21 protein-coding genes and 1 riboswitch are annotated in these 24,245 nt (G+C 71.0%); of the genes, 12 read left to right on the top strand and 9 right to left on the bottom strand.

Annotated elements, in window-relative coordinates:
- Nucleotides 1–20: 20 nt before the first annotated feature.
- From DBV35_RS27625 to DBV35_RS27605, 5 genes are all read left to right on the top strand, one after another.
- A complete protein-coding gene (locus tag DBV35_RS27625) occupies nucleotides 21–1,103 on the top strand; it encodes a UDP-glucuronic acid decarboxylase family protein (RefSeq protein ID WP_108663643.1) in 1,083 nt (360 codons plus the stop codon).
- On the top strand, nucleotides 1,100–2,359 hold the full coding sequence (locus DBV35_RS27620) for a glycosyltransferase family 4 protein (protein ID WP_108663642.1): 1,260 nt from the start codon (nucleotides 1,100–1,102) through the stop codon (nucleotides 2,357–2,359). The genes DBV35_RS27625 and DBV35_RS27620 overlap by 4 nt, the downstream gene beginning before the upstream one ends.
- On the top strand, nucleotides 2,356–3,837 hold the full coding sequence (locus DBV35_RS27615) for an oligosaccharide flippase family protein (protein ID WP_108663641.1): 1,482 nt from the start codon (nucleotides 2,356–2,358) through the stop codon (nucleotides 3,835–3,837). Before DBV35_RS27620 ends, DBV35_RS27615 begins: the two co-directional genes overlap by 4 nt.
- A 410-nt stretch (nucleotides 3,838–4,247) precedes the next feature.
- The gene (locus tag DBV35_RS27610) at nucleotides 4,248–5,066 is read left to right on the top strand and encodes a hypothetical protein (protein WP_157962017.1); all 819 of its coding nucleotides are present in this window, start codon (nucleotides 4,248–4,250) and stop codon (nucleotides 5,064–5,066) included.
- Between the two features lie 93 nt (nucleotides 5,067–5,159).
- Entirely contained in the window at nucleotides 5,160–7,517 is a 2,358-nt protein-coding gene (locus DBV35_RS27605) for a heavy metal translocating P-type ATPase (RefSeq protein WP_108663639.1), read from the top strand.
- A 75-nt stretch (nucleotides 7,518–7,592) separates the two neighbouring features.
- Here DBV35_RS27605 and DBV35_RS27600 read toward each other — a convergent pair whose 3' ends face one another.
- Both DBV35_RS27600 and DBV35_RS27595 read right to left on the bottom strand, forming a co-directional pair.
- Nucleotides 7,593–8,531, bottom strand: a complete 939-nt coding sequence (locus DBV35_RS27600) for an IS481 family transposase (protein WP_108663638.1) — start codon at nucleotides 8,529–8,531, stop codon at nucleotides 7,593–7,595.
- Between the two features lie 78 nt (nucleotides 8,532–8,609).
- Nucleotides 8,610–9,785: a PepSY-associated TM helix domain-containing protein gene (locus DBV35_RS27595; RefSeq protein ID WP_108663637.1), complete on the bottom strand. Its 1,176-nt coding sequence runs from the start codon at nucleotides 9,783–9,785 to the stop codon at nucleotides 8,610–8,612.
- 320 nt (nucleotides 9,786–10,105) lie between these two features.
- On the opposite strand from DBV35_RS27595, the gene DBV35_RS30770 reads away from it, so the two are divergent.
- The gene (locus DBV35_RS30770) at nucleotides 10,106–10,297 is read left to right on the top strand and encodes a hypothetical protein (RefSeq protein ID WP_108663636.1); all 192 of its coding nucleotides are present in this window, start codon (nucleotides 10,106–10,108) and stop codon (nucleotides 10,295–10,297) included.
- A gap of 6 nt (nucleotides 10,298–10,303) precedes the next feature.
- On the opposite strand, the gene DBV35_RS27585 is transcribed toward DBV35_RS30770, so the two are convergent.
- Nucleotides 10,304–11,542: a hypothetical protein gene (locus DBV35_RS27585; protein ID WP_108663635.1), complete on the bottom strand. Its 1,239-nt coding sequence runs from the start codon at nucleotides 11,540–11,542 to the stop codon at nucleotides 10,304–10,306.
- A gap of 122 nt (nucleotides 11,543–11,664) precedes the next feature.
- Here DBV35_RS27585 and DBV35_RS27580 point away from each other — a divergent pair, with 122 nt between their 5' ends.
- The 6 genes from DBV35_RS27580 to DBV35_RS27555 all read left to right on the top strand — a co-directional run bounded on the left by DBV35_RS27580 (nucleotide 11,665) and on the right by DBV35_RS27555 (nucleotide 17,003).
- The gene (locus tag DBV35_RS27580; protein WP_108663634.1) at nucleotides 11,665–12,555 is read left to right on the top strand and encodes an ABC transporter substrate-binding protein; all 891 of its coding nucleotides are present in this window, start codon (nucleotides 11,665–11,667) and stop codon (nucleotides 12,553–12,555) included.
- A 34-nt stretch (nucleotides 12,556–12,589) separates the two neighbouring features.
- Nucleotides 12,590–13,744: a hypothetical protein gene (locus tag DBV35_RS27575; RefSeq protein ID WP_108663633.1), complete on the top strand. Its 1,155-nt coding sequence runs from the start codon at nucleotides 12,590–12,592 to the stop codon at nucleotides 13,742–13,744.
- Nucleotides 13,745–13,747: 3 nt separating this feature from the next.
- Nucleotides 13,748–14,731 (top strand): ATP-binding cassette domain-containing protein, encoded by a 984-nt coding sequence (locus DBV35_RS27570; protein ID WP_108663632.1) that lies wholly within the window; start codon nucleotides 13,748–13,750, stop codon nucleotides 14,729–14,731.
- On the top strand, nucleotides 14,728–15,342 hold the full coding sequence (locus DBV35_RS27565) for an ABC transporter permease (protein ID WP_108663631.1): 615 nt from the start codon (nucleotides 14,728–14,730) through the stop codon (nucleotides 15,340–15,342). Before DBV35_RS27570 ends, DBV35_RS27565 begins: the two co-directional genes overlap by 4 nt.
- Nucleotides 15,339–15,995 carry an ABC transporter permease gene (locus tag DBV35_RS27560; protein ID WP_108663630.1) on the top strand — a complete coding sequence of 219 codons (657 nt, stop codon included), beginning with the start codon at nucleotides 15,339–15,341 and terminating at the stop codon, nucleotides 15,993–15,995. The genes DBV35_RS27565 and DBV35_RS27560 overlap by 4 nt, the downstream gene beginning before the upstream one ends.
- Nucleotides 15,996–16,054: 59 nt before the next feature.
- Nucleotides 16,055–16,266: riboswitch (cobalamin riboswitch) on the top strand.
- A gap of 53 nt (nucleotides 16,267–16,319) precedes the next feature.
- The gene (locus tag DBV35_RS27555; RefSeq protein WP_108663629.1) at nucleotides 16,320–17,003 is read left to right on the top strand and encodes an energy-coupling factor ABC transporter permease; all 684 of its coding nucleotides are present in this window, start codon (nucleotides 16,320–16,322) and stop codon (nucleotides 17,001–17,003) included.
- 81 nt (nucleotides 17,004–17,084) lie between these two features.
- On the opposite strand, the gene DBV35_RS27550 is transcribed toward DBV35_RS27555, so the two are convergent.
- From DBV35_RS27550 to DBV35_RS27525, 6 genes are read right to left on the bottom strand one after another with little or no spacing between them, the layout of a single operon-like run.
- Nucleotides 17,085–19,013, bottom strand: a complete 1,929-nt coding sequence (locus tag DBV35_RS27550; RefSeq protein ID WP_211100061.1) for a multiheme c-type cytochrome — start codon at nucleotides 19,011–19,013, stop codon at nucleotides 17,085–17,087.
- Complete coding sequence (locus tag DBV35_RS27545) at nucleotides 19,010–20,272, bottom strand: BatD family protein (RefSeq protein WP_108663628.1); 1,263 nt, start codon at nucleotides 20,270–20,272, stop codon at nucleotides 19,010–19,012. Before DBV35_RS27545 ends, DBV35_RS27550 begins: the two co-directional genes overlap by 4 nt.
- On the bottom strand, nucleotides 20,269–21,819 hold the full coding sequence (locus DBV35_RS27540; RefSeq protein ID WP_108663627.1) for a VWA domain-containing protein: 1,551 nt from the start codon (nucleotides 21,817–21,819) through the stop codon (nucleotides 20,269–20,271). Before DBV35_RS27540 ends, DBV35_RS27545 begins: the two co-directional genes overlap by 4 nt.
- Nucleotides 21,816–22,799, bottom strand: coding sequence for a VWA domain-containing protein (locus tag DBV35_RS27535; protein WP_108663626.1), 984 nt, complete (start codon nucleotides 22,797–22,799; stop codon nucleotides 21,816–21,818). The genes DBV35_RS27540 and DBV35_RS27535 overlap by 4 nt, the downstream gene beginning before the upstream one ends.
- The gene (locus DBV35_RS27530) at nucleotides 22,796–23,278 is read right to left on the bottom strand and encodes a DUF4381 domain-containing protein (protein ID WP_108663625.1); all 483 of its coding nucleotides are present in this window, start codon (nucleotides 23,276–23,278) and stop codon (nucleotides 22,796–22,798) included. The genes DBV35_RS27535 and DBV35_RS27530 overlap by 4 nt, the downstream gene beginning before the upstream one ends.
- A complete protein-coding gene (locus DBV35_RS27525) occupies nucleotides 23,275–24,234 on the bottom strand; it encodes a DUF58 domain-containing protein (protein ID WP_211100060.1) in 960 nt (319 codons plus the stop codon). The genes DBV35_RS27530 and DBV35_RS27525 overlap by 4 nt, the downstream gene beginning before the upstream one ends.
- Between the last annotated feature and the right edge of the window lie 11 nt (nucleotides 24,235–24,245).

Genomic DNA, 24,245 nt, shown 5'->3' with positions numbered 1-24,245 from the left:
ATCGACAAGGATCCGTTCAAATGACCGACGAAAAGACAATACTCGTCACGGGTGGAGCGGGTTTCATCGGCTCGTTCCTGTGCGAGAGCCTGCTTGAAGACGGCCACATCGTCATCTGCCTCGACAATTTCCATACGGGCTCGAAGAAGAACATCGCCCACCTCCTGCATCGGCACAAATTCGAGGTGGTCCGCCACGACGTGACCACCGCGATCGCGCTGGAGGTGGACGAGATCTACAATCTCGCGTGCCCCGCATCGCCGATCCACTACCAGTTCGATCCGGTGAAGACGGTGAAGACGAACGTGATGGGCGCACTCAACATCCTGGAGCTCGCCCGCCACACCAAGGCCCGCGTCCTCCAGGCCTCCACCAGCGAGGTCTATGGCGACCCGGCGGTCCACCCGCAGCCCGAGACCTACCAGGGCAATGTGAACCCGATCGGCCCGCGCGCCTGCTATGACGAGGGCAAGCGCTGCGCCGAGACGCTGTTCTTCGACTATCGCCGCCAGTTCGGGCTCGATCTGAGGGTCGCGCGCATCTTCAACACGTACGGCCCGCGGATGCGCGCCGACGACGGGCGCGTCGTCTCCAATTTCGCGGTCCAGGCGCTGCGCGGCGAGCCGCTGACGCTCTACGGCTCCGGCCTCCAGACGCGCTCCTTCTGCTATGTCTCGGATCTCGTCGTGGGCCTCAAGGCGCTGATGGCGGCACCCGTCGGGACGGCGGGGCCGATCAATCTCGGCAACCCGGTCGAGTTCACGATGGTGGAGCTCGCCGAGCTCGTCATCGAGCTTGCGAACTCGTCCTCTCCGCTCGTCTACATGCCTCTGCCGCAGGACGATCCGCGCCAGCGCAAGCCCGATATCACGCAGGCGACCGAGCGCCTCGGCTGGCGCCCGACGGTGCCGCTGCGCGAGGGGCTCGGCCACGTGATCGCCTATTTCGACGCCGAACTCGGGCGCGCTCGTCCGGCGCTCCGCGCGCTCGACGCGGCGATGCCCGTCCCGTCCGGCCTCGTCGCGGGGGTCGGGGCGGGCCACCACGGGAAAGGCTCCGGCAACGGCGCTGACACCGGCTTCGAGAGGGGTAGGGTCAGATGAAAGTCATCGTCTTCGCCCATCGTCTGGAGATCGGCGGCACGCAGACCAACGCGATCGAGCTTGCCGCCGAGCTCCGTGACCGGAGCGGCTTCGACGTCATCGTCCACGCGACGCCGGGGCCGATGCTCGCTCTCGTCGACGAGAAGCAGCTCCGCTTCGCCCCCGCGCCCGACGCGCGCTTCCACCCCGCGCCCGCCCGCATCCGGGCGCTGCGCGCCCTCGTGCGGCGCGAGCAGCCCGACCTCGTCCACGCCTGGGACTGGTGGCAGGGGCTCGAGGCCTATGTCGGCGTGCACCTCCCCTGGGGCGTGCCCCTCCTCATCAGCGACATGATGATGAGCCTCACCCGCGTCCTGCCGCACGAGGTGCCGACGACGTTCGGCACCGAGGCGACCCTCGCGCGCGCCGTGTGCGCGGGGTGGCGCCATGCGGGCCTCCTGCTCCCGCCGGTCGACATCACGCAGAACGCGCCGGGGGCGGCCGACGGCGGCGCCTTCCGCCGCCTCCTCGGCATCGACCGGGACGCGGTGGTCCTCGTCTCCGTCTCGCGCCTCGCCGAGACCATGAAGGCCGGGCCGGTTGAGGACGCCATCGAGGCTGTCACCCGTGCCGGCCCGCGCTCGCGGCTGACCTTCGTCATCGTCGGGGACGGGGAGGCGCGCGCCCGGCTCGCGCACCTCGCCGACGCGGCGAACCGGACGCTGAGGCGGCGCGCGATCATCCTCGCCGGGCCGATGCTCGACCCGCGCCCCGCCTATGACGGGGCCGACATCGTGCTCGGCATGGGCGGCTCGGCGCTGCGCGGGCTCGCCTTCGCGAAGCCCGTGATCGTCGTCGGGGGAGGGGGCTATGCCCGCCTCTTCGCGCCGAACACGGCCGGAGAGTTCATCACCCAGGGCTTCTACGGCTCCGGCAGCACCGCGCCGGACGCCCTCGATTGCATCCTCGGACGTCTTGCCGGGGACGCGGCGCTGCGCGCCTCGTTCGGCGCGTTCGGGCGCGGCTTCGTCCTGGATCGCCACAGCCTCGAGGCGGTGGGGCGGCGCCTTGCCGCGCAGTGTCGCCTCACCGCCGCGCTCCCCGCGCGCCGCGTCGCGCGCATCGGCGACGCCGCGCGCACGGCCGCGATCTATTTGCGCGAGCGGCGCTTCAACACCGCCTCGCGCGACGCCGCGCCGCGCGATGTGCGCCCCGGTCCGTCGCCGCGCCTCGGGCCGCCGGTGCACCACGTCCCGCGCGAGGGCTCGCGTCCGTGATCCGCAGCGCGCTCGCCTACGCGCTCGCCGACAAGGTCGGCAGCGCGGTCCTGACGGTCGCGATGATGGTGGTCGTCTCGCGCCTCCTGACGCCGGCCGAAGTCGGCCTCTTCTTCGTCTCGGGCGCGATCGTGATCCTCATCGAGGCGTTCCGCGATTTCGGCCTCGCGGCCTGCCTCATCCAGGAGCGGGACCTGACGCGCCCCTTCGCCCAGACGGCGGCGACGGTGATGACGCTCCTCTCGCTCGTCCTCGGCGCGGCGATCTTCGCCCTCTCCGGCGTCCTCGCGACGGCCTATGGCGAGGACGGGCTCGGCCCGCTGATCCGGATCGCCGCGATCGGCTTCCTCTTCGCCCCGATCGCGACGCCGCGCCTCGCCCTCCTGCGGCGCGGCATGGCGTTCGGGCCGGTCGCCCTGATCGGCCTCTCGGCGACGGGGGCGAACGTCGCGACCTCCATCGGCCTCGCCGCGTCCGGCCACGGCGCGCAGAGCCTCGCGTGGGGTTCGGTGGTGTCGGCGTTCGTCGCGGCGGCGATCGCCTTCGCGCTGCGGCCCGAGCCGTGGCTCTTCCGGCCGACCCTCGTCGCGTGGCGCGGGGTGATCGGCTTCGGCGCGTGGTCGAGCGTCGTCACCCTTCTCGGCATGTTCGCCGAATATCTGCCGCGCGTGATCCTCGGCCGCGTCCTCGGCGTCGCCGCCGTCGGCCTCTACGGCCGCGCCCTGTCGCTCGCGCAGATGCCGGAGCGGATGCTGCTGCCGGCCGCGCAGTCGGTGGTGCTGCCGGCGATGGCGGCGCGGGTGCGCGCACGCGAGGGGCTCGCCGCGCCCTACCTCATGGGCCTTGCGCACCTCACGGCCCTCCAATGGCCGGCGCTCGTCGTCCTCGCGATCCTCGCCGATCCGGTGGTGCGCCTCCTCCTCGGCGAGCAGTGGCTCGCGACGATCCCGCTGGTGCGCATCTTCGCGCTCGCCGGGCTGCTCGCCTTTCCGGGCCACCTCGCATTCCCGGTGCTCGTCGCCGTCGGCCGCATCCGCGAGATGGCGTTCGCCTTCCTGCTGACGATCCCGCTGGCGCTCGCGGTCCTCTATGGCGCCGCTCCCTTCGGGCTCACGGTCGTCGCCTGGAGCGTCTGCGGCACGATCGCGTTCCAGTCGATCGTGGTCCTCCTCTTCGTGCGCCGCTTCGTCCCCTTCGCCCTCGCCGAGATCGGCGGCGTCGCGGCCCGCAGCGGCGCCGTCGCCGCCGCCACGGCGGTCGTCCCCCTGGCGATGGTCGCCCTCTCCGGCGCGCAGATGCCGGTGGTGTCGGCGGGCCTCGCGGTGGTCGGCGCCTGGGCCGGCTGGCACGCGGGCCTTGCCCTGGTGCGTCACCCCCTCCACGCGGAGATCCTGATGGCGGCGCGCCACCTCTCGGCGCGCCTGCCGCGGCGGGGTGGACGAGGTTTTGGCGCGCACCCGGCGCCCGCCGAGAAGTGAGAGGGGCGCGTCGCAGGGGTCGCCGTGCGGGCCGCCGCGCCGGCCTCCCGCGCAGACGCCGGCGCCAGGCGCGTCTGTGGCAGAAGGTCGCCGCGTCCGGCGCGGGGGGTGGGCATATCGGGTCGCCCTTGTTATGCGCTCCCGAGGTTCGAGCCGTGGTTGTGCGATGCACAAGGCTCAGCGTTGGCGCAAACCCTTCAGTTTAAAGGCGTTCTGACCTGAGGCCGGTGCCGCGCGCCGTCCGTCCCCGCTGCCGTGCGGCTAAGCGTGCGTCGGCGGCGATGACATATGCATTTTCATGGAGACATGAGGATGCCACGGTTGTATTGTTCTAAGAGAGCGATTGTTTGATGCGTAAAAGCATACTTTTAGGTCGTTCCTCTTGATCGACGTCAATTTTAGAGGAGAGTATGCATCTGTGGCTCCATGTCGGGTCCCATAAAACGGGCACGACCAGTATTCAGGCAACTTTTGCCAAATCCCGTGATGCACTGAGTTTGACAGGGCTTAATTACCCGAGGAATTATCTACAGAAATATTATTCTATCCGCGACAAGTCGGCCCATCACTACATTGCCCAATCCATCTCCAGTGGTGAGCTAAAATTGCATATCGATGCAATCGGACAGCACACCGACGTCCAGGAGGTGCTCCTCAGTTCAGAACGCTTCGACTATGTCTCCAGAGCCAATATTGGTCTTCTGCCGGAGGCTCTGTCGCCAGTCTTCTCGAGCGTCTCGGTCATCATCTATGTCCGCGAGCCGGTCAGTCTCGCCACGTCCCGAGGTCAGCAGAGACTGAAGCGCGGTATCGGCACGTATGCCGACGTCTGCGCCCATCCGCCGTTCTACGATTACAAGGAGACGATCGAGAAATGGGTCGATCTCTTCGGCAAGGATAACGTAAAGGTCCGCGTCTTCGCCAAGGATATGCTCGTCGGCGGCGATGTCGTCGACGATCTGCTCCACCAGACGGGGCGGGACGCCAGCACGCTCGAACTCCACCGCAAGTGGCGCAACACCGGCATCTCCTTGCAGGCCGCGCTCGCCATCAGCGCGCGCAAGCGCGAGAACCCGGAGTTCGAGCCCGTGCGCGACGCGCGCGAGCTTCTCGAGATCCCCGGCGATCCCTTCACGCTTCCGCCTGACGCGCAGGAGCGCATCCGCCGGCGCGCGCGCCCCGGCCTCCTGTGGCTGCGCGAGCATTACGGCATCGACTTTCTGGACTAGGCAGGCCCTCGCGCGCCAATCGTCCCGCCAACCCTTGACCTTCCAATCATGGGAAGCCCTAGCTTTGGGGCGAGGTCAGGCGGAGGGCTCAACATGGCGGCCACACACCCCCATCATCACGACCACGCGGGGCACGGCTCCCACGGGGCGGAACCAACGAGCGGGCCGACGGCGAAGGATCCCGTCTGCGGCATGTCGGTCGCGATCAAACCCGACGCACGCAAGGCCGATTTCGGCGGCGAGACCTATTATTTCTGCTCCGAGGGCTGCGAGACGAAGTTCGCGGCGGACCCCTATTTCTACGCCTCCGGCCATGCCGCGGCGGCGGGCGAGCGGGTGGCCGAGGGCACAAAATGGACCTGCCCCATGCATCCCGAGATCGTGCGGGACGGTCCGGGCGCGTGCCCGATCTGCGGCATGGCGCTGGAGCCGATGGTCCCCTCCGACGAGCCGAGCGCCGAGCTCACGGACTTCACGCGCCGGCTCTGGGTGAGCGTCGCGGCGGCGGTCCCCCTCGTGATCCTCACCATGGGCGGGATGCTCGGCCTGCCGGTGCGCGACTGGATCGGGCACGAGGCCGCCATCTGGGTGGAATTCGTGCTCGCGACGCCGATCGTCCTGTGGGCCGCGCTCCCTTTCTTCCGCCGCGGCTGGGATTCGGTCCGCAACCGCTCCCCCAACATGTGGACGCTCATCTCGCTCGGCGTCGGCGCGGCCTACGTCTATTCGCTGGTCGCGACCTTCCTGCCGGGGGTCTTTCCCGAAGAGTACCGGGCCGGCGGCATGGTCGGCACCTACTACGAGGCGGCGGTGGTGATCGTCGCGCTGATCTTCGTCGGCCAGGTGCTGGAATTGCGGGCGCGCGAGCGCACGGGTGATGCCATCCGCGCCCTCATGGACCTCGCCCCCAAGACCGCGCGCCGCATCCTCGCGGACGGGACGGAATATGACGCCCCGCTCGAGAATGTCGTCGCGGGCGACCTTCTGCGCGTGCGGCCGGGCGACAGCGTGCCCGTCGACGGGGAGGTGGTGGAGGGGCGCTCGTCGGTCGACGAGAGCATGATCACCGGCGAGCCCGTCCCGGTGGAGAAGGTCGAGGGCGACCGCGTGACCGGCGGCACGATCAACAAGAACGGCACGATCGCGATTCGCGCCACCGCCGTCGGGTCGGACACGGTGCTCGCCCAGATCGTCGACATGGTGGCCGGGGCACGCCGCTCGCGCGCTCCGATCCAGGGGCTCGCGGATCGCGTGTCGGAGATCTTCGTGCCGACCGTGGTGGGCGTCGCGCTCCTCGCGTTCGTCGCCTGGCTGGTGCTCGGCCCAAGCCCGGCCTTCGTGTTCGCGATGGCGGCCGCGGTGTCGGTCCTCATCATCGCCTGCCCCTGCGCGCTCGGCCTCGCGACGCCGATCTCGATCACCACCGCCGCCGGACGGGGCGCGCAGGCCGGCGTCCTCATCAAGGACGCCGAGGCGCTCGAGCGGATGGCGCGCGTCGACACGCTGATCGTCGACAAGACGGGGACGCTGACGGAGGGCAAGCCGACCCTCACCGACATCGTGCCCCTCGCCGACCTCTCCGAGGCCGAGGTGCTGGCGCTCGCCGCGTCTCTGGAGCGCGGCTCGGAGCACCCGCTCGCGGAGGCGATCGTGGCGGGGGCGGCCGCGCGCGGCATCGCGCTCGACAAGGCGGAGGATTTCGAGGCGGTCACCGGCAAGGGCGTCACCGGCCGCGTCGCCGGGAAGAGCGTCGCGCTCGGCAATCGCGGCCTGATGGAGGGGCTCGGCATCGACCCGGAAGCGGCGGACGAGGCCGCCGACCGGCTCAGGACCGACGGCAAGACCGCGATGTTCGTCGGGGAGGGGGGGCGCCTCGTCGGCATCGTCGCGGTCGCCGACCCGATCAAGGCGACGAGCGTCGCGGCGCTGCGCGATCTCCACGCCGCGGGGCTGCGCGTGATCATGGCGACCGGCGACAACCAGCGCACCGCCGAGGCGGTCGCCCGCAAGCTCGGCATCGACGAGGTGCGCGCCGGGGTGCTGCCGGAGGGCAAGAAGCGCCTCGTCGACGAGCTTCACGCGGCGGGCCGCTCGGTCGCGATGGCGGGGGATGGGGTCAACGACGCGCCGGCGCTCGCCGCGGCCGATGTCGGCATCGCGATGGGCACCGGGGCGGACGTGGCGGTGGAGAGCGCGGGGCTCACGCTCCTCGGCGGCGATCTCGTCGGCATCGTGCGGGCGCGCAAGCTCGCGCGGGCGACGCTGCGCAACATCAAGCAGAATCTCTTCTTCGCCTTCGTCTACAACGCCGCCGGGGTGCCGATCGCGGCGGGCGTCCTCTACCCGGTCTTCGGCCTCCTCCTGTCGCCGATGATCGCGGCGGCGGCGATGTCGCTCTCCTCCGTCTCGGTCATCACCAACGCGCTGCGGCTGCGGCGGCTCGATCTCTGAGCCGCCGTCTTTCGCTCCATTGGTCTGGCGCGATTGCTCTTCGCTCAGGTTGATTCAACCTGAGCGGCAAGCGCGCTAGCTGTGATTTCTCGCGAGGTTGTTCAGCGCAGTCTCGGGAGATAGGCCGGCGAGCGCGGCGTGTTGGCGATTGCGATTGTACCACATGAGCCACCTCGGCAGATCGCGCGCGCGGCTGGCTGAAGAGGGATAGGGAACAGCGTAGGCCCATTCCCTCAGGAGCGTCTGGATGAAGCGCTCGGCCTTGCCGTTGGTCTTCGGCGTATAGGGCCGCGTGCGGATGTGGCGGATGCCGAGCCAACGCAGAGCCTTGGCAAAGAGTTTGGAAACATAGGCCGAGCCATTGTCGGTCATGACGCGCTCCACGCGCACGCCGCGGCTGCGGAACCAACGGAGTGCGCGCACGAGGAAGCCCGTCGTGGTGCCGCGCTTCTCGTCGGCGAGGATCTCGACATAGGCGAGCCGCGTGGCGTCGTCGATGGCGACGTGCACGAAGTCCCAGCCGGCTCCCCTGTTGCGGTGCCCCTGACGGGAACCGGTGACGCGATGGCCTGCCCGCTCGAACCGTCCGAGCTTCTTGATGTCGAGGTGGATGAGTTCGCCCGGGCGCTCGCGTTGATAGCGCCTCGGCGGCTCTTTCGGCTCGAGCGCCTTCAAGCGGCCGAGGCCTGCGCGGTGGAGCCATCGCGCCACGGTGGAGCGCGCCAGGCGCAGCTTGTGCGCGATCTCGGCGGCCGTGAGGCGATACTCGCGTCGCAAGCGCACAGCTGCCGCAACCGAAGCGTTCAGGCAGGCGGCGGGCGGCGCGGCACTGGCGCCGTTGGCCAGCGCCTCCACCCCGCCTTCGCGGTGGCGCCGCAGCCATTTGAAGACCGTCCGCTCCGAGATCCCGAGCTCTTCCGCGATCCGCCTGACCGGCCGTCCTTCGGCCCGTCGTGTCACGATCAGCGCTCGACTGTGAACCGTCGTGCGCGCATTCTTGTGCGGGTTGTTCATCCCATCAGGGTCCGACTGGAGGTTTGGCGATCCCAGCCTAACCCCGATGCGGGTGAACAACCTCCTGAGAGTTCACAGCTAGCGGCTTGCCGTCGCCGGCTCGGCCTTGGTGCGGGCGCGCCGGCGCAGCATCGGTTGGACGAGGCGGCGCCAGGCGAGGGCGAGGCCGGTCCACACGAGGAAGCACGCGGCGAGAGAGGCGAGCCCGGCGATCGTCTGCCCGACGAGGCCGTAGACCTCGCCGGTGTGGATGAAGCGCATCCAGACCCGCGCCTTGCGCCCCGGCGAATCCGCCTCGTTGCCTGTGACCGACAGGACCGCGCCGTCGGCGCGCGAGACGAGCGCGGTGTCCCGCAACGCCGCCTGCGCACCGTTGCCCCGGTCGATCGCGACGCGGACGGTGGCGGCGTCCGCGGCGGGGAGCGTGACGGTCAGCGTGCGCCAGTCGGGATGGACTTCCGACGCGGCCTCGACGGCGGCGGAGAGTGAGATCGGGTCCGTCACGGGCGCGAGCAAGGCGGGGGTCCGGTCGCCGCCCCCGCCCGCGGGCGGGCCGCCGCGGCCGCGCACCGGCGCCTCGCCGTAGGCCTTGAAGACGAGGTCGCTCGCCCACGGATAGGAGATGACGACCCCCGACACGATGATGAGGAAGAGCGGCGCGATCGCCCAGATCCCGAAGACGTGGTGCCAATTATAGTCGCGCGCCTTCGCGGTCGGCAGGCCGCGGCGGAAGACGAGATGGGTCTTGAGGAGCGGCCAGCGCCAGCGCCGCGGGAACCACAGGAAGAGGCCCGACAGGATGATGAAGAGGAAGACAAGGTTCGCCGCGCCCGTGACCGTGCGCGCGACCGAGCGCGCCTCGCCCTCCAGCGCGAACCAGCGGTGCAGCGCGGTGACCGCGCCGAAGAAAGTCTCCACCGCCTCCACCCCGGTGCCGATCACCGCGCCCGTCGCGGGATCGAGGAAGACCTGCTCGCGCCGCCCGGCGACGGCTTTGACCGGGCCCTCCGGATCGCGCGTGATGACGAGCGATCCGCCGTCGCCGAGCGCCGCGCGCGCCGCCTCGCCGAGGGCGTCGATGCCGAGGCGCGTCCCGTCCGGATCGTTGACCGCGAACGCCTGATGCTCGGCGAAGGCGATGATCTGGCGCTCGTAGGTGAGGAGGACGCCGGTCGCCGACAGGACGAGGACGACGAGCCCCACCGCGACGCCCGCGATGAGATGCGCCCAGAAGATGATGCGCCGAATGGACATCGAGCCTCTCGATTTTGCGTGTGATGGTCGTGCGCCCGGAGCCGGGCGATGCGCACGACGATAGGCCGGGGCGCCGGGGGCGATCAGCAAGAGCTTTGTCGCAAAATGGGGCGATCCGCGCGGCCGCGACAATTGGAGACAAATTTTCGCCGATGCCTATGGGCGGCGCGGCGCCGAGGCGCGCCGAGCGGGCCGCGCGGTGGTTCCGGTGCGCCGGTCTCACCCTGCGAACTTGACAGACATCCGGAGCAATCGCACCTTCGCCAACCGCAGCCCGTGCAGCGAATTGCGCCCTATCCCTCGAAAATAGTCGGTCGAGTGTGAGCGAAAAACCGGAACGGTCGGATCGTGACCTGGAGGAGATTCGTTTTACGCTCCGTGCGGCACGGTTCGTCTTCGACCAGATTGACCGTTCCTTGCGAAATCGCGCCGGATACGTGTCTCGGAACACCTGGATCTTGGAGGCGATCAGCGAGAAGCTGCAGCGCGAGCTTCTCGATCGCGAACGTTGAGCGGGCTCAGCCGGCCTGCCGCTGCGGGTCGAAGGCGGGGAGGTAGATGCCGTACCGCCGCGCGAGCTCGTCGAGGCTCGCGAGGAGGCGGCTCGAGAAATCCTCCGCCTCGTCCGGCGGGATCGCGTCGCGGCTAAGGCCGAACACCTCGCCGAGCACCTCGCGCGCGGTCTCCGTCAGCACCAGCGCCCCGTCCTCGCGGATGAACTCGATTCCCTCGGCGCGCTGGCCGGCGCGGTTGACGTCGATGGCGGCCTCGAGGCTGATCTCGGGCGGCAGGTCGATCTCGATCCCGGTTCGGCTCACCCGGACCGGATAGCCGCCCGCAAGCCCGTTCGGCCCCGGTGCATGGGTGCGCACGGGGGTGGCGGAGAGGAGGCCGCGCAGCATCCGCACCAGCGAGCCGACGAGGACCGTCGCCGCGGCCGAGCCCTGCGGGATCGGCGCCTCGTCCTTGATCCGGCGCCACAGGATCTCGGTGTCGACCGTCCCCGTCCGGTCCGCACCGTCGACATAGAGGCGCATCAGCGGCCGGAGGTCCCCGATCGGGCTCCCCGTCAGGATTCCGGAAGAGTGGAAATTGTGCGCGACGAGGGCGAGGCGGACATCACGTGTCGGGCACCCGAGGCCGCGCGCGATGACGCTGCGCGCCGCGGGGACGAGGAGGTCGAGATTGCCCGCGCCGACGATGGGGCCGACGCTCCGCCGGGCGAGCGCCGGGTTCACGACGTCCGGATAGGCGGTGTTGACGAGCATTGTGCCGGGCGCCGCGGCGTCGCGCGCGGCGACGAGGCGGGCGGTGAGGGCGAGGTGGCCGGGCGCCCAGAGGCCCGGCCCCGCGCCGACCATCTCGAGGCGGGCGCGGATCGGGGCCGGGAGCAGCGCCCGCGCCCACCAGGGCGAGCGCGAGGCGGTGTTGACGATCACCGAAGGCGCGCTCTCGCCGATGAGATCGACGAGGCGGGCGGCGTCGGCGATGTCGAGACAGCGCAGGTCGATCTCCGGGTACCGCTCGACATAGCTCGCCGCGAGCCGCGCCGCCGACACCTTCGGACGCGCGCGCCCCCGGTCGCGGCTGACGACCACGATCCGCACATGGTCCGGCACGCGCGAGGCGAGGGCGTGGAGGAGGCGGGTGCCGACCTCGCCGAGGCCGACCAGCATGAGCGTGAGGCGCTCCTCCGGCCAGCTCGGCAGGCCGGTCGGCGCGCTCTCTCCTTCGGTCGGGGAAGACGGATCGGGCATACGAGACGAGGAGGCCACGCCGCGCCCGACGGCGCAAGTCGCCAAAGTGACGTCACTTTGGCGGCTTGCCTGAAGGCCCCCGCCGGCCGTTCGCTAGGCCCGTCAGAAGCGGAGCCCATCCCATGCGGAACAGTCGATCCTTCCTGCTGAACGGCTTGGCCTGCGCGGCCATCCTCCTCGCCCCCGTCGCGGCGAACGCGGCCGACGCGGTGATCGTCGCGTCCAAGAACTACACCGAGAGCATCCTCGCGGCCCACATGATGGCCGATGCGCTGGAGGCGGCGGGGATCCCGGTCGAGCGCCAGATCGGCCTCGGCGGCACCGGGGTGATCCACCAGGCGCTCCTGTCGGGGGAGATCGACACCTACCCCGAATACACCGGCACCGCGCTGCTCGTGCAGCTGAAGCTCCCGGTGAACAACGATCCGGCCGTCGTCTACGACACGGTGAAGGAAGAGTATGAGCGGCAGTTCGAGAGCACCTGGCTCTCCCCGTTCGGCTTCAACGACACCTACGCCCTCGCGATGAAGCGGGAGAAGGCCGAAGAGCTCGGCCTCAAGACGATGTCGGACCTCGTCGAGAAGGCGGGCGACCTCACCATCGGCTCGACGCAGGAATTCCTCGTCCGGCCGGACGCGCTGCCGGGCCTTGAATCCACCTACGGCATGAAGTTCGGCGACAGCCGCGGCATGGATCCGGGCCTCGTCTACCAGGCGATCGCGTCGGGCGCGGTCGACGTCATCTCCGTCTTCACCACCGACGCGCGCATCAAGGCGAACGACCTCGTCGTCCTCGAAGACGACAAGATGTTCTTCCCGCCCTACTACCTCACGCCGGTCATCCGGATGGAGACGGTCAAGGAGAACCCGGCGGTCGCCGAGGCGCTCGAGAAGCTCGGCGGCCTCTTCACCGCGGCCGAGATGATCGAGCTCAACGCCGCCGTCGATATCGACAAGCGCCCGGCCGAGGAGGTCGCAGCGGAAGCCCTGAAGGCCAAAGGGGTCATCGAGTGAGCGAGCGGGTTCGGGTTCTGGCGGAGCCGTCGGCATGAAGGCCCACCAATGCGTGATGATCATGGGGCTCGGGGAGCTCGGCGGACTGGTCGCCGAGCTTCTCGCCCGGTCCCCGACCTTCCGCGGCCGCATCGTCGGGGTCGATGTCGACGCCGACCACGGGATGCGGAAGATGAACTCCGTCCTTCAGGGCGCGCTCTGCTGGGGCCACACGCCGGACGTCGTCTTCCGGCACGGCAACCTCGCCGAAATCGACGCGACCGCCGCGCTGATCGGGCAGGAGAAGCCCGACCTCATCTTCAACGCGACGACGCTCGCGAGCTGGTGGCTGCGTGATCTCCTGCCCGAATCCGTCAAGGCCCAGCTTCACGCGGTCGGGGCGGGGTCCGGGATCTGGGCGCCCGGCCACGCCGCGCTCGCCTACCGCCTGATGAAGGCGGTGAAGGCCTCCGGCATCACCGTCGCCGTCATCAACTCGGCCTATCCGGACGGGACGAACCCGGCGCTCGCGCGGGCAGGCCTCGCCCCGCTCGCCGGGATCGGCAATGGCGACCTCCTCATCGCGCCGCTGCGCCATCTCGCGGCGAAGGCGCTCTCGGTCTCGATGGCGCGGGTCGATGTCCACGTCGTCGCCCACCATTTCCACGCCTACAATGTGCTGATGCACGGCAACAGCCGCGGGCTCGACTTCGTCGTCCGCATCGGGCTCGACGGCACGGACGTGACCGACATGCTCGACATTCCGGCCCTCCTCGCGAAGGTGCCGGACACTGCGCGCATTCCCGGCGCGTCCGGCGCGACATGGGTCGTCGCCGCCTCCGCCATGAGCACGATGACGGCCTGGCTGAACGGCTCGGGCGAGGTGGTGCACGTGCCGGGGCCGGACGGGATGGTCGGCGGCTATCCGGTGGTGCTGTGGCCGGAGCCCACCCTCGCCCTGCCGCAGGGCGTCACGCGCGAGGCGGCGATCGCGGTGAATGTCGCCGCGCAGAAGGCGGAGGGGATCGAGCGCTTCGAGGATGACGGCGCGATGGTGCTGACCGACGTCGCCAAGGACACGCTGAAGACCCTCTTCGACTTCGAGATCGACCGCTATCCGTTGGAGGACAGTCTCGAGATCGCGCGCGATCTGTCGGCGCGCCTGCGCGTGCTCGGCCAGAAGCACGGCATCGCGATGAAGGTGCACTGAGCGTTGCGGGACGTCGTCTCTTCCCCCTTCGCGGTCGAGCTCGTCGGCGTCGACAAGCGCTTCGGCGCGTTCGAGGCGGTGCGCGACGTGTCGCTCTCGGTCGGCAAGGGGGAGATCTGCGTCCTCATCGGCCCCTCCGGCTGCGGCAAGACGACGACGCTGAAGATGATCAACCGCGTCGTCCCGGCGAACGGCGGCACCATCCGCGTGCGCGGCGAGGACATCGAGTCGCTCGACCCGGTGCGGCTGAGGCGCAGCATCGGCTACGTCATCCAGCAGGTCGGCCTCTTTCCGCACATGTCGGTGGGGGCGAACATCGCCCTCCCGCTCCGCCTTGCGGGGGAGGGGCGCGCGCGGCGGCGAGCGCGGGCGGCCGAGCTCCTCACCTTGGTAGGCCTCTCCGACGCGCTCATCGACCGTCATCCGGCGGAGCTCTCGGGCGGGCAGCAGCAGCGCGTCGGGGTCGCCCGCGCGCTCGCGGCCGATCCCGACATCGTCCTGATGGACGAGCCGTTCGGCGCGGTCGATCCGCTCCTGCGCCCCCAGCTCCAGTCCGAGCTGAAGGCGATCCAGCGCCGGCTCGGCAAGACGATCATCCTCGTCACCCACGACCTGTCGGAGGCCTTCGCGCTCGCCGACAGCATCGTGCTGATGGATGAGGGGCGGGTGGTCCAGCAGGCGAGCCCGCGCGATCTCCTCCTGAAGCCGAGCGGCCCCTTCGTGCAGCGCTTCCTCCAGCAGGTCGGGGCGTCGGAGGTGGTGCGGCTCACCGAGATCGCGGACCTGCCGCGCGCGCCGGTGGACCTCTCGGGCCCAGCGATGAGCGTCCCCGCGTCGACGACGCTCGCCGCGCTTCTCGCCCGGTTCGCGGCGGGCGAGCCGCTCCCGGCCCGGATCGACCTCGTGCCCGCGGGCAAGGGACCCGTCGCGATCGCCGCCGTGTTCGACGCCATCGTCGCGGCGATCGGCCGGGCCGACCCGTCGTGAACTACATCCTCGCCCACCCCGACCAGATCCTGAAGCTCCTCGGCGAGCACGCCGCCATCGTGTTCGGCGGGATCCTCCTCGCCGTGGTGATCGCGGTGCCGCTCGGCATCCTCGTCGACCGGTTCCGGCGGCTGGAGATGCCGGTCCTCCTCGTGACCGGCCTCCTCTACATCACGCCGAGCCTTGCCCTCTTCGCCTTCCTGATTCCCATCACCGGGCTCGGGACGGACACCGCCATCATCGGGCAGGCGGTCTATTCGCTGCTCGTCATCACCCGCAACACCGCGGTCGGGCTCGCCGGGGTGCCGGCGGCCCAGCGCGAGACCGCGATCGGGCTCGGCCTCTCCGACTGGCAGCGCCTGCGCATGGTGGACCTTCCCGCAGCGCTCCCCCTCATCGTCGCCGGGATCCGCGTCGCGGCCGTGATGGGCGTCGGGATCGCGACGATCGCGGCCTATATCGGGGCGGGCGGGCTCGGCCGGCTCGTCTTCCGCGGGATCGCGACGCTCGACAACGACACGATCGTCGCCGGGGTGCTGCCGATCGTCCTCTTGGCGCTCGCGCTCGACGCGGCGCTGCGCCAGCTCGAACGGCTCGCGGGCCGCCTATGATCGGCGATCTCCTCGACTTCTTCGCGTCCCACCAGACGCAAATCCTGAGGCTCACCGGTGACCACATCGCGCTGACGGCGAGCGCCATCGGTCTCGCGATCGCGATCGGCCTGCCGCTCGCGATCGCCTCGGTGTCCATCCCGTCCGTCGCGCGCTGGTCGCTCGCCTTCGCGAACCTTGCCCAGTGCGTGCCTTCGATCGCGCTCCTCGGCCTCGCCGTGCCGATCTTCGGCATCGGATTCGCCCCGGCGATCGTGGCGCTGACGCTGCGCGCGCTCCTGCCGATCTATCTGAATGCCTATACGGGGCTGAAGGGCATCGACCCTGCCCTTGCCGAGGCCGACCTCGCCCTCGGCCTCGACCGGCGCCAGTCGCTCCTCCTCGTGCGCCTGCCGCTCGCGCTCCCCGCGATCCTCGGCGGCGTGCGGACGGCGGCGGTGGAGGGCGTCGCGGTGACGACGCTCGCCGCCTTTGTCGGGGCGGGCGGGCTCGGCGACCTCATCCTCCAGGGCATCGCCATGATGGACCCGGTGCGCCTCTTCGCCGGCGCGCTCCCGGCGGCGCTCCTCGCGATGACGATCGAGCTCGGCCTCGCCTTGGTGGAGCGGCTCGCCGCGCGCGGTCTCGGCGTGCGCCGCCGCGCCTTGGCCTAGACGCATCCACATCCCCACGAAACGAAGCGGGCAGGGCCTTGAAGCGGCGCGCCCGATCCAGGATAGTCGCGCCCGATGGTTCTCCACGAGCAGAAGCTCCGGAGATGAAAAGGGAACGCGGTGAGAGGGACCCAATCCGGGACTCTAATCCGCGGCTGCCCCCGCAACTGTGAGCGGCGAGCGAACCCCGAAACGCCACTGGCCGACGGCCGGGAAGGTGGGGCGAGCGAGGACCCGCAAGCCAGGAGACCTGCCATCGGCGCGCCATGACGTCTCATGGCAACCTGAAGCAAAACCGCACGGTGGGTGCGGAAAGGACAATCCATGCACATTGAACCTGGCGTCGTCGACGGCGCCAAGATCACGCTCTCCTATGCGACGGCGGCGGCCTCGTTCGCCCTCATCGGCAAGATGGCGGCCGACAGCATCCGCAACGATGGCGGCCTCGCCGCGCTCGCGGTGCGCAGCCTCGCGACGACCGCGCTCGTCTTCGGCTTCTTCGAGATCCTGCCGCATCATCCGGTCGGCGTGTCCGAGGTCCATCTCATCCTCGGCTCCACGCTCTTCCTGATGTTCGGCGCCGGGGCGGCCTCGATCGGGCTCGCGCTGGGGCTCCTCATCCAGGGCCTCTTCTTCGCCCCGTTCGACCTGCCCCAATACGGCATGAACGTCACGACGCTCATCGTGCCGCTCTGGGGGCTCAGCCTGCTCGCGCGCCGCATCATCGCGCCGCGCACGCCCTATGTGGAGGTGACCTACCTCCAGGCCCTCTCCCTCTCGACGGCCTATCAGGGCGGGATCGTCGCCTGGGTCGCCTTCTGGGCGCTCTATGGGGGCGGCTTCACGGCCGCGAACCTCACCGCCGTCGCCTCCTTCGGCGGAGCCTACATGACGGTGATCCTCTTGGAGCCGCTCGTCGATCTCGCGATCCTCGCCGGGGCGAAGGCGCTCTCGGGCGCGACGCGCTCGCCGGTCTTCACGCAGCGCCTCCACCACGCCGCGGCCTAAGGCCGGCATGACGATCGCGGCCTGAGGTCCGCGAACGCCCCGCGCCGATGGGTGCGGGGCGGCACCAAGGCCGGCGGGGGCTCAGTTCGCCCCGGCCGGCAACCCGAGATAGGCCCGGATCGTCGGATCGTCCGGGTTCGCGGCGTGCGCGTCCCGCAGGATCTGCGTCGCGGCGTTCGTCCCCTCGGTCGAGGCGGCGATGCGCGCGAGCATCACCCAGGCGTCGATCCGCTGCGGGTCCATCTCCACCACCTCGCGGAAGGCTGCGCTCGCCGCCGGCGCATTGCGCATCACGAGCGCGAGGCCGCCGAGCTGGAGGTGGGTCTCCGGAAAATCGAGATTGCTCGCGAGCGAGGCCCGCCATTCGGCGAGCGCGTTCTGCAGATTTTGCGCGTGGACGCCGGGGAGGCGGGCGATCGGCGCGTCGAGGAGGGCGCGCGCGGCCTCCATCCGCACCGAGCGGGATGGATCGTCGAGGAGGTCGAGGAGGCGCAGCACCCGGTCCTGCGGCGGGGCGAGGCGCTGGATGCTCACCGCGGCGCTGCGCACCAGCGGGTCATCGTCCGCGAGATAGGTGGCGAGGCGCTCCGCGATCGCGGCATCGCCCGACCCTTCGAGGAGCGACAGCGCCGTCGCGCGCACGATGCCGGACTGCCCCTCGTCCTCCACGATCGCGGCGAGGTCGCCCGCGGCCGCGGCCGGGTTCTCGCGCCCGCGCGCGAAGACCGTGCCGTAATGCGGCCCGCGATTGCGCGGGTCGGGGTACCAGGCCGCGATCTGGTCCGCCGCCCAGGCGGCGTCGCGGTCGGTGTGGCAGGTGGTGCAGGCGTCCGGCGCGCCGGTCGCGGCCGAGAGATCCGGCCGCGGGATGCGGAACGAATGGTCGGCGCGCCAGTCGTTGCCCATGTAGACGCGCTCGACCATGTGGCAGCTCTTGCAGGCGGCGCCTTCGGTGCCCTCGGCGTGGAAGGTGTGGGCGGGGCTGTCATAGTCGGCGGGCCGCAGCGTCGGAAAGGCGGGGTTGCCGGCCGGGTTGTGGCACTGGGTGCAGACGGCGTTGCCCTCGGCCTTCAGCTCGGTCGAGTGCGGGTCGTGGCAGTTGAGGCAGGTCACCCCCCGCGCATACATCTTCGACTGCAGGAACGAGCCATAGACATAGACCTCGTCGAGGATCTGCCCGTCGGCATGGTAGAGGCCGGGGCGCAGCACCGAGAGCTGGTAGCTGTCGTGATAGGGCGTGCCGGGTGTCGGGCTGTCGGCCTCGTAGGCGGCGCGGCGCGAATGGCATCCGGCGCACTGCTCGATCATCGCCTGCGGCTCGGTCGCCTTCGACATCAGGAGCGGGACGGGAGACGCCGCGCCGCCGGGCGCCCTCGCTGCGTCGACGTGCGCGCTCCCCGGCCCGTGGCAGGCCTCGCAACCGACGCTGATCTCCACCGCGGTCGAGGCGAAGGTCTTCGCGTGCGGGTCGTAATTCTTCTCAAAGCCCGTCGCGTGGCAGACCGCGCAGCGCCCGTTCCAGTTCTTGTAGGGGCCGGTCCAGTGCAGGGCGTCGGACGGCGGCAGGTTCTGGTCCGGATAGAGGTGGAACCAGCCGCCCTTCTCGGTGTCCCAGACGACATCGAAGCTCTGGAGGCGCCCCGGCTCGGTCTCGATCAGATATTGCTGGAGCGGCTTCACCCCGGCGACGGAGTGGACCCGATAGTCCCGCGTCGTGCCGTCCTTCTCGGTGACGGTGACGTAGTAGGATCCTTTCTCGACCCGGAAGCGCGCGGTCATCCCGTCGTGGGTGAACTCCGTCCCGTGGAAATCGGCCTTGACCGTCTCGGCCGTCGGCTTCGTCCAGGCGAGCGCGTGGTCGGATCCGGCCCAGCGCTCGGTGACGTCCATATGGCAGGTCGCGCAGGTCGCTGAGCCCACATAATCCGGCGCGTCCTGGCCCACCGCCATCGGCGCGAGGAAGGTCGACAGAGCGACGAGGAGGGCGGTGAGGGACAGTTTCAATTTCATACGGCCGGGTTCAATGGAGGAAGGGCGGTCGTGATGCGGTGGTCCGCCTGCCTTTGTCGCACGTCTTGCAGCGCGGCGCGGATCTTTTGCCAGGCGTCGGCATCGTCGCCGGTCCGCGTGCCGTAGCGGGCGGCGCCGAGGGCGGCGAGGGCTGCGGCGAGTCCGGGGTCCTCGCGCGGGTCGGGGCCGTGGGCGCGGGCGGCCCAGGTGTCGAGCGCGGGCCGCAGGGCCGGATGGTCGTGCGCCGCGATGGTGCGCATCAGGACGGAGAAGGCGTGCGCTTCGGAGGCGAGGCGGGCCGCGCGCCGGACGCGGATCGCGGCGAGAAGCGGCGGGCCGACCCGGCGCACGAGCGCGACGAGCGCCCCCACCAGGGCGAGGCCGAGAATGGCGGCGAGCGCGACGGCGCGCCAGTCGACGGGCTCGGCCGGCAGCGTGGAGGCGGCCGGCGGGCCGTCGACCTTCACCGCAAAGCCTTCGGCGCGGGCGGTCTCCACCTTGCCGGTGCGCAGGTTGAACCAGTCGAGCGCGACGGGGGCCGCCGCGCCGGATCCGCCGCCCTCGGCCACCATCGTCACCCGCTCGGTGCGCGTCCCGGTGATCGCGCCGCGCTCGTTCTTCTCTTCCAGCACGGGCTCGTCGGGGTAGAGCCGCACCCCGTCGATCGGCGTCGGCGGGAGGAGGGTCGGCAGGAACATCGGGGAGGTGCCGCGGATGCTCGCGACCACGGTGCGGGTCACGCTGTCGCCAGGCACCATCGCGTCCGGCGTCCCCTCGACGGTCTCCTTGAGGCTCACCGCGTCTGCGGCGAGGAAGGGGTCGAGCCCCTCCGCGCCCGGCGGGATCGTTCCGGTGAGGGTGATCGGCTCGGCCGGAAGCGTCGCCTTCACCGGCGCGTTGGTCTCCGGGTCCGCATAGGTGACGGTCACGGCGGCGGAGCGCAGCGTCACGCGGCCCGGCACCATCGGCGTCACGAGATAGCGGCGGCTGATGCCGGCCCATGTTTCCCCGCCGATGCGCTGGCTCGTCGGCCCGGTCGAGGCGACGCGCACGAGGAGGTTCGGCGCCTCGAAGCTCGGCCAGATCGGCGGGTTGGGCATGAAGGTCGGCACCAGCACGGTGAGGCGGATCGAGACGGCCTGCCCCGGCACCGTCTCGGTCTTGTCGACGTCCATGGTGAGGCGCGGGGCGGTGTCGTCCTGCGCCCACGCCGGGTGCGGGGCGAGGAGGGCGAGGAGGAGGAGGAGCGCGCGGATCATCGCGGTGTCTCCGCCGCGCCCGCCGTGCCCGCCGTGTCCGCCTGGGGCTTGCGGTTCGCCTCCATCGCGAAGCGCTGGCGCAGGAAGTCGCCGGTGCGGGTGTCGACCGTGTTCATCCACTCCTCGGTGGTGAGGATGGCGGGGCCGCCATCGTCCGGCCCCTCGATCTCGGTCTCCGCCCCGCGGCCCGACTCGTTGTCGAAGACGACATCGTCCGCACCGATGCCGCGATCCTCGCCGGTATCGGATGCTTCGCGCACCCGCTCGATGTAGTCGACGATGTCCTTCGCGACGGCGAGATTCTCCGCGGCGTTCGGATAGTCCGGATCGCGGTCGAGCGCGGTCTGGAACGCGCGCACCCCGTCGCGATAGGTCTGCCCCTTGATCGCCGCCATTCCCGCGATGAACGCGGCCTCGGCCGTGTCGAGGCGGCCGAGCACGTCCATCGCCTCTTTGTATTGCCCGTCCCGATAGAGGGCGTAGCCGCGCCAGAGCGGGTCGGTGAAGAGGGTCGCGGCGCGCTTGTACTCGCGGTTCTCGAAGGCGAGGCGGCCCTGCTGGTCGGGCGTCAGGAACCAGTCGATCGGCCCGGCCTCGGCCGGCGGCGGGGCGAGCGCCAGGAAGAGGGCGAGGACGGCCCAGCGCATCGTCCACCCCCGGCGGAACCAGAGGAGGCCGAGCAGGGCGGCGGGGAGTGCGAGCCAGTTGCCCCGGTCCTCCCATGGTTGGTCGCTGTTCTGGAGCATCGCCTCGCGGTAGGCGGCGTTCAGCGTCCGGTCGATCCGGGCGACGTCCGACCCGTCCGGGCTCACGCGGATCACCGGCGCCGACAGCGTATCGAGGCCCCTGTCGGCGACGCCCTCGGGCAGCATCGCGAGGGCCGCCAGCGCCGGCGCGCCGTCGAGTGCGGCGACGTCGGCGGGATCGATCCCGTCGGTGACGAAGAGGATCCCGCCCGGCCCGTCCTCCCCGGCGAGGATGCCGGTTGCGAGGGTGAGGGCGGCGGCCGCGCGGTTCCCCTCCTGGGGCATCACGGCGGGGTCGAGCCCTTCGAGATAGGGGACCATCACGCCCGGATCCTCCGTCATCGGCACCACACTATGCGCCGTCCCGGCATAGGCGACGAGCGCGGTGCGAGCCCCTGCGCGCAGGTCGAGGAGGTCGCGGATCTTCTGCTTGCCGCGCGCGAGACGCGAGGGGGCGATGTCGCTCGTCTCCATCGAGGGCGTCACTTCGAGGACGACGACGAGGGGCGCGGACTGGGCGACGAACGGGTCCGGCACGCGCGACCATGTCGGCCCCGCCGCACCGAGGGTGGCGAGCGCGAGGACGAGCGTGACCCCGTCGATAGGCACGAAGCGTCGCCGGCCGCCACCGCCGACCGTCAGCGCCGCATGGAGGTGCGGGGCGAGGCCCGCCTGCGGCAGCGCCCGCTGCCCGCGATGGCGCCGCACGTGCCACCAGAGCGCGGCGATCGGCAGGAGGAGGAGAAGCCAGGCCGGCCGGATGAAGTGGAACGCGTCGAGCGCCAGGGCGAATTCGCTCATGCGAGGGCCCTCCGGCGGGAGGTGAAATGCAGGAAGGCGGTCGACAGGAGGCCGATCAGCGCGGCGAGGGCGAGCGGGATGTGAGCGAGCGACTGGCGCGGGCGGTAGGAGAGCGTCTCCACCTCGCGCGGGGCGAGCGTGTCGATGCGATCGTAGACGGCGTCGAGCGCGGCCTCGTCGGCGGCGTAGAAATATTCGCCGCCGGTCCGCCGCGCGATGTCGTTCAGCGCGTCGAGGTCGACCCGGTTCTCGCCCGACGCGTTCGGGTCGCCGACGCCGATGGTGAAGATCGCGACGCCCTTGTCCGCCGCGATCTCGGCCGCGTTCACCGGGCTCATCCGGCTCGCCGTGTCGCTGCCGTCGGAGAGGAGGATGAGGAGGCGCTGCTCGATGTCGCTCGCCTCGAAGGTGCGGATCGCAAGGCCGATCGCGTCGCCGAGCGCCGTGTGCGGACCGGCCATCCCGACCGCGGTGTCGTCGAGGAGTTCGAGGATCGTGGTGAGGTCGTCGGTGAGCGGGGCCTGCACATAGGCCTTGGAGCCGAACACGATCAGCGCCATGCGGTCGCCCTCGCGGCCCTCCACGAAGCCGCGCAGCACCGTCTTCACCGCGGCGAGGCGTTGCTGGGGCGCGCCGTCGGTGCCGCGGAAGTCGCGCGTGTCCATCGAACCGGAGATGTCGATCGCGAGCACCACGTCGCGGGCGGCGCGGGTGATCTCGACCGGCGCGCCGACCCGCTCCGGCTCGGCGAGGGCGAGGACGAGGAGCGCCCAGACCGCGATCGCGGCGGCCATTTGGAGGCGGCGGCGCGTGAGCACCACGGCGCCCGGCCCCGGCGCCGCGCCGCTCGTCTCCACGATCCTGCGGAAGAAAGGGAAGCGGAGCGCGGGCACCGCCTCGCGGTGAGGCGGGACGAGCCACCACACGAGGAGGGGCAGCGGCAGGAGGAGGAGCGCCCAAGGCAGGCCCAGCGAGATCATGGCCCGTCCGCCCCGTGCCGGTGGTGGCGCACCCATTGCTCGGCGGCCTCCGCGAGGCCGGGCGCGGGCGCGGCGTCGGCGCGGAAGGGCGCCTCGACGATCGCGCGGCCCGGCCCCGCCTTGAACGCGCCGTCGCCGCCGGAGGCGTCGAGGAAGCCGAGCCAGGCCTCGCCCGTGAGGCTCGCGACGCGGGTGCGCGGCCAGGCGGCGAGCGCGGTGCGGCGCAGGATCGCCGCGATCTCGGCCGGGTCGTCCCCCGCGGCGGCGAGCGCGATAAGCGCGGCGCGGCGGTAGGCGTTCGCCCGGCGTCGCCGCACCACCCACCAGACAAGCGCGAGGAGGGCGAGGGCGAGGAGGATTGCGAGCACGACCCAACCTCCGGTCTCCGGCGTCAGCGGCACGGGGGCGGGGACCGGCGGCTCGGCGAGGCGGTTGATATAGTCGACGAGATTGTCGACGTGCGGCACATCCCCGTTCATCCGGGCGCGAGCCCCATCAGGCGTCGCATCTGCGGCAGCGTCTCCTCCGCCGAGGAGAGCGGCAGGACCGGGACGCCGAAGCGGCGCTGCCAATCGAGGATCGCGGCGATCCGGCCGGACGACATCTCCGCCAGGCGGCGGTGGATGGTGCGGTCGCCGGTGTCGATCTCGGCCTGGAGCATCCCGTCCGACACGACGATGCGCTGGCCGGGGGGCACGGCGTCGGCGAACGGGTCACTCACGAGGGCGAGGACGAGGTCGTTGTGGCGCGCGATCGCCGCGACGAGGCGCTCGGTCTCCTCATCCACCACGTCGAAGTCGCTGATCACGATCACGAGGTGGTTGCGCGTGGCGATGCGGGCGACCCGCCGCAGGACTTCGGTGAGCGACATCGGCTCCACGGCGGGGGCTTCTGCGGAGAGGAGGCCGTTCGCGTCGGCGAGCGCGGTGACGAAGCGGTCGAGCGCGCGGCGGCTTCGCTGCGGGCGGATCTCGGCGATCGCGGCATCGCCGAACACGATGCCGCCGACCCGGTCGCCCTGGTCGAGGATGCGGAATGCGGCGAGCGTCGCGGCCTCCGCCGCCGTCACCGCCTTCATGTTCAGCACCGAGCCGAAGAACATCGACATGCGCTGGTCGACGACGATGAGGGCGGGCCGGTCGCGCTCCTCCGTCATCACGCGCACGTGCGGCGTGCCGGTGCGCGCGGTGACCTTCCAGTCAATCGAGCGCACGTCGTCGCCGGGGAGATAGTCGCGCAATTCCTCGAAATTGAGGCCCCGTCCCCTGAGGCGCGAGGCGTGGCGGCCGTTCAGCACCGAGCGCGCCGGCTGGCGGGGCAGGAAGCTGAGCCGCCGCGCCTGCCCTTCGAGGGCGCGCAGATGCGGGAGGCTCACGCGGATGCGCGGGTCCTCCGCCGCGGCCGCGCGTGCGCCCGGCAGCGTCCCCGTCCTCATCCGTGCCGCGC

Source organism: Acuticoccus kandeliae (assembly GCF_003073115.1).
The sequence above is the reverse complement of the archived record's forward strand: the minus strand, read 5'-3'. Positions and strand labels throughout refer to the sequence as shown.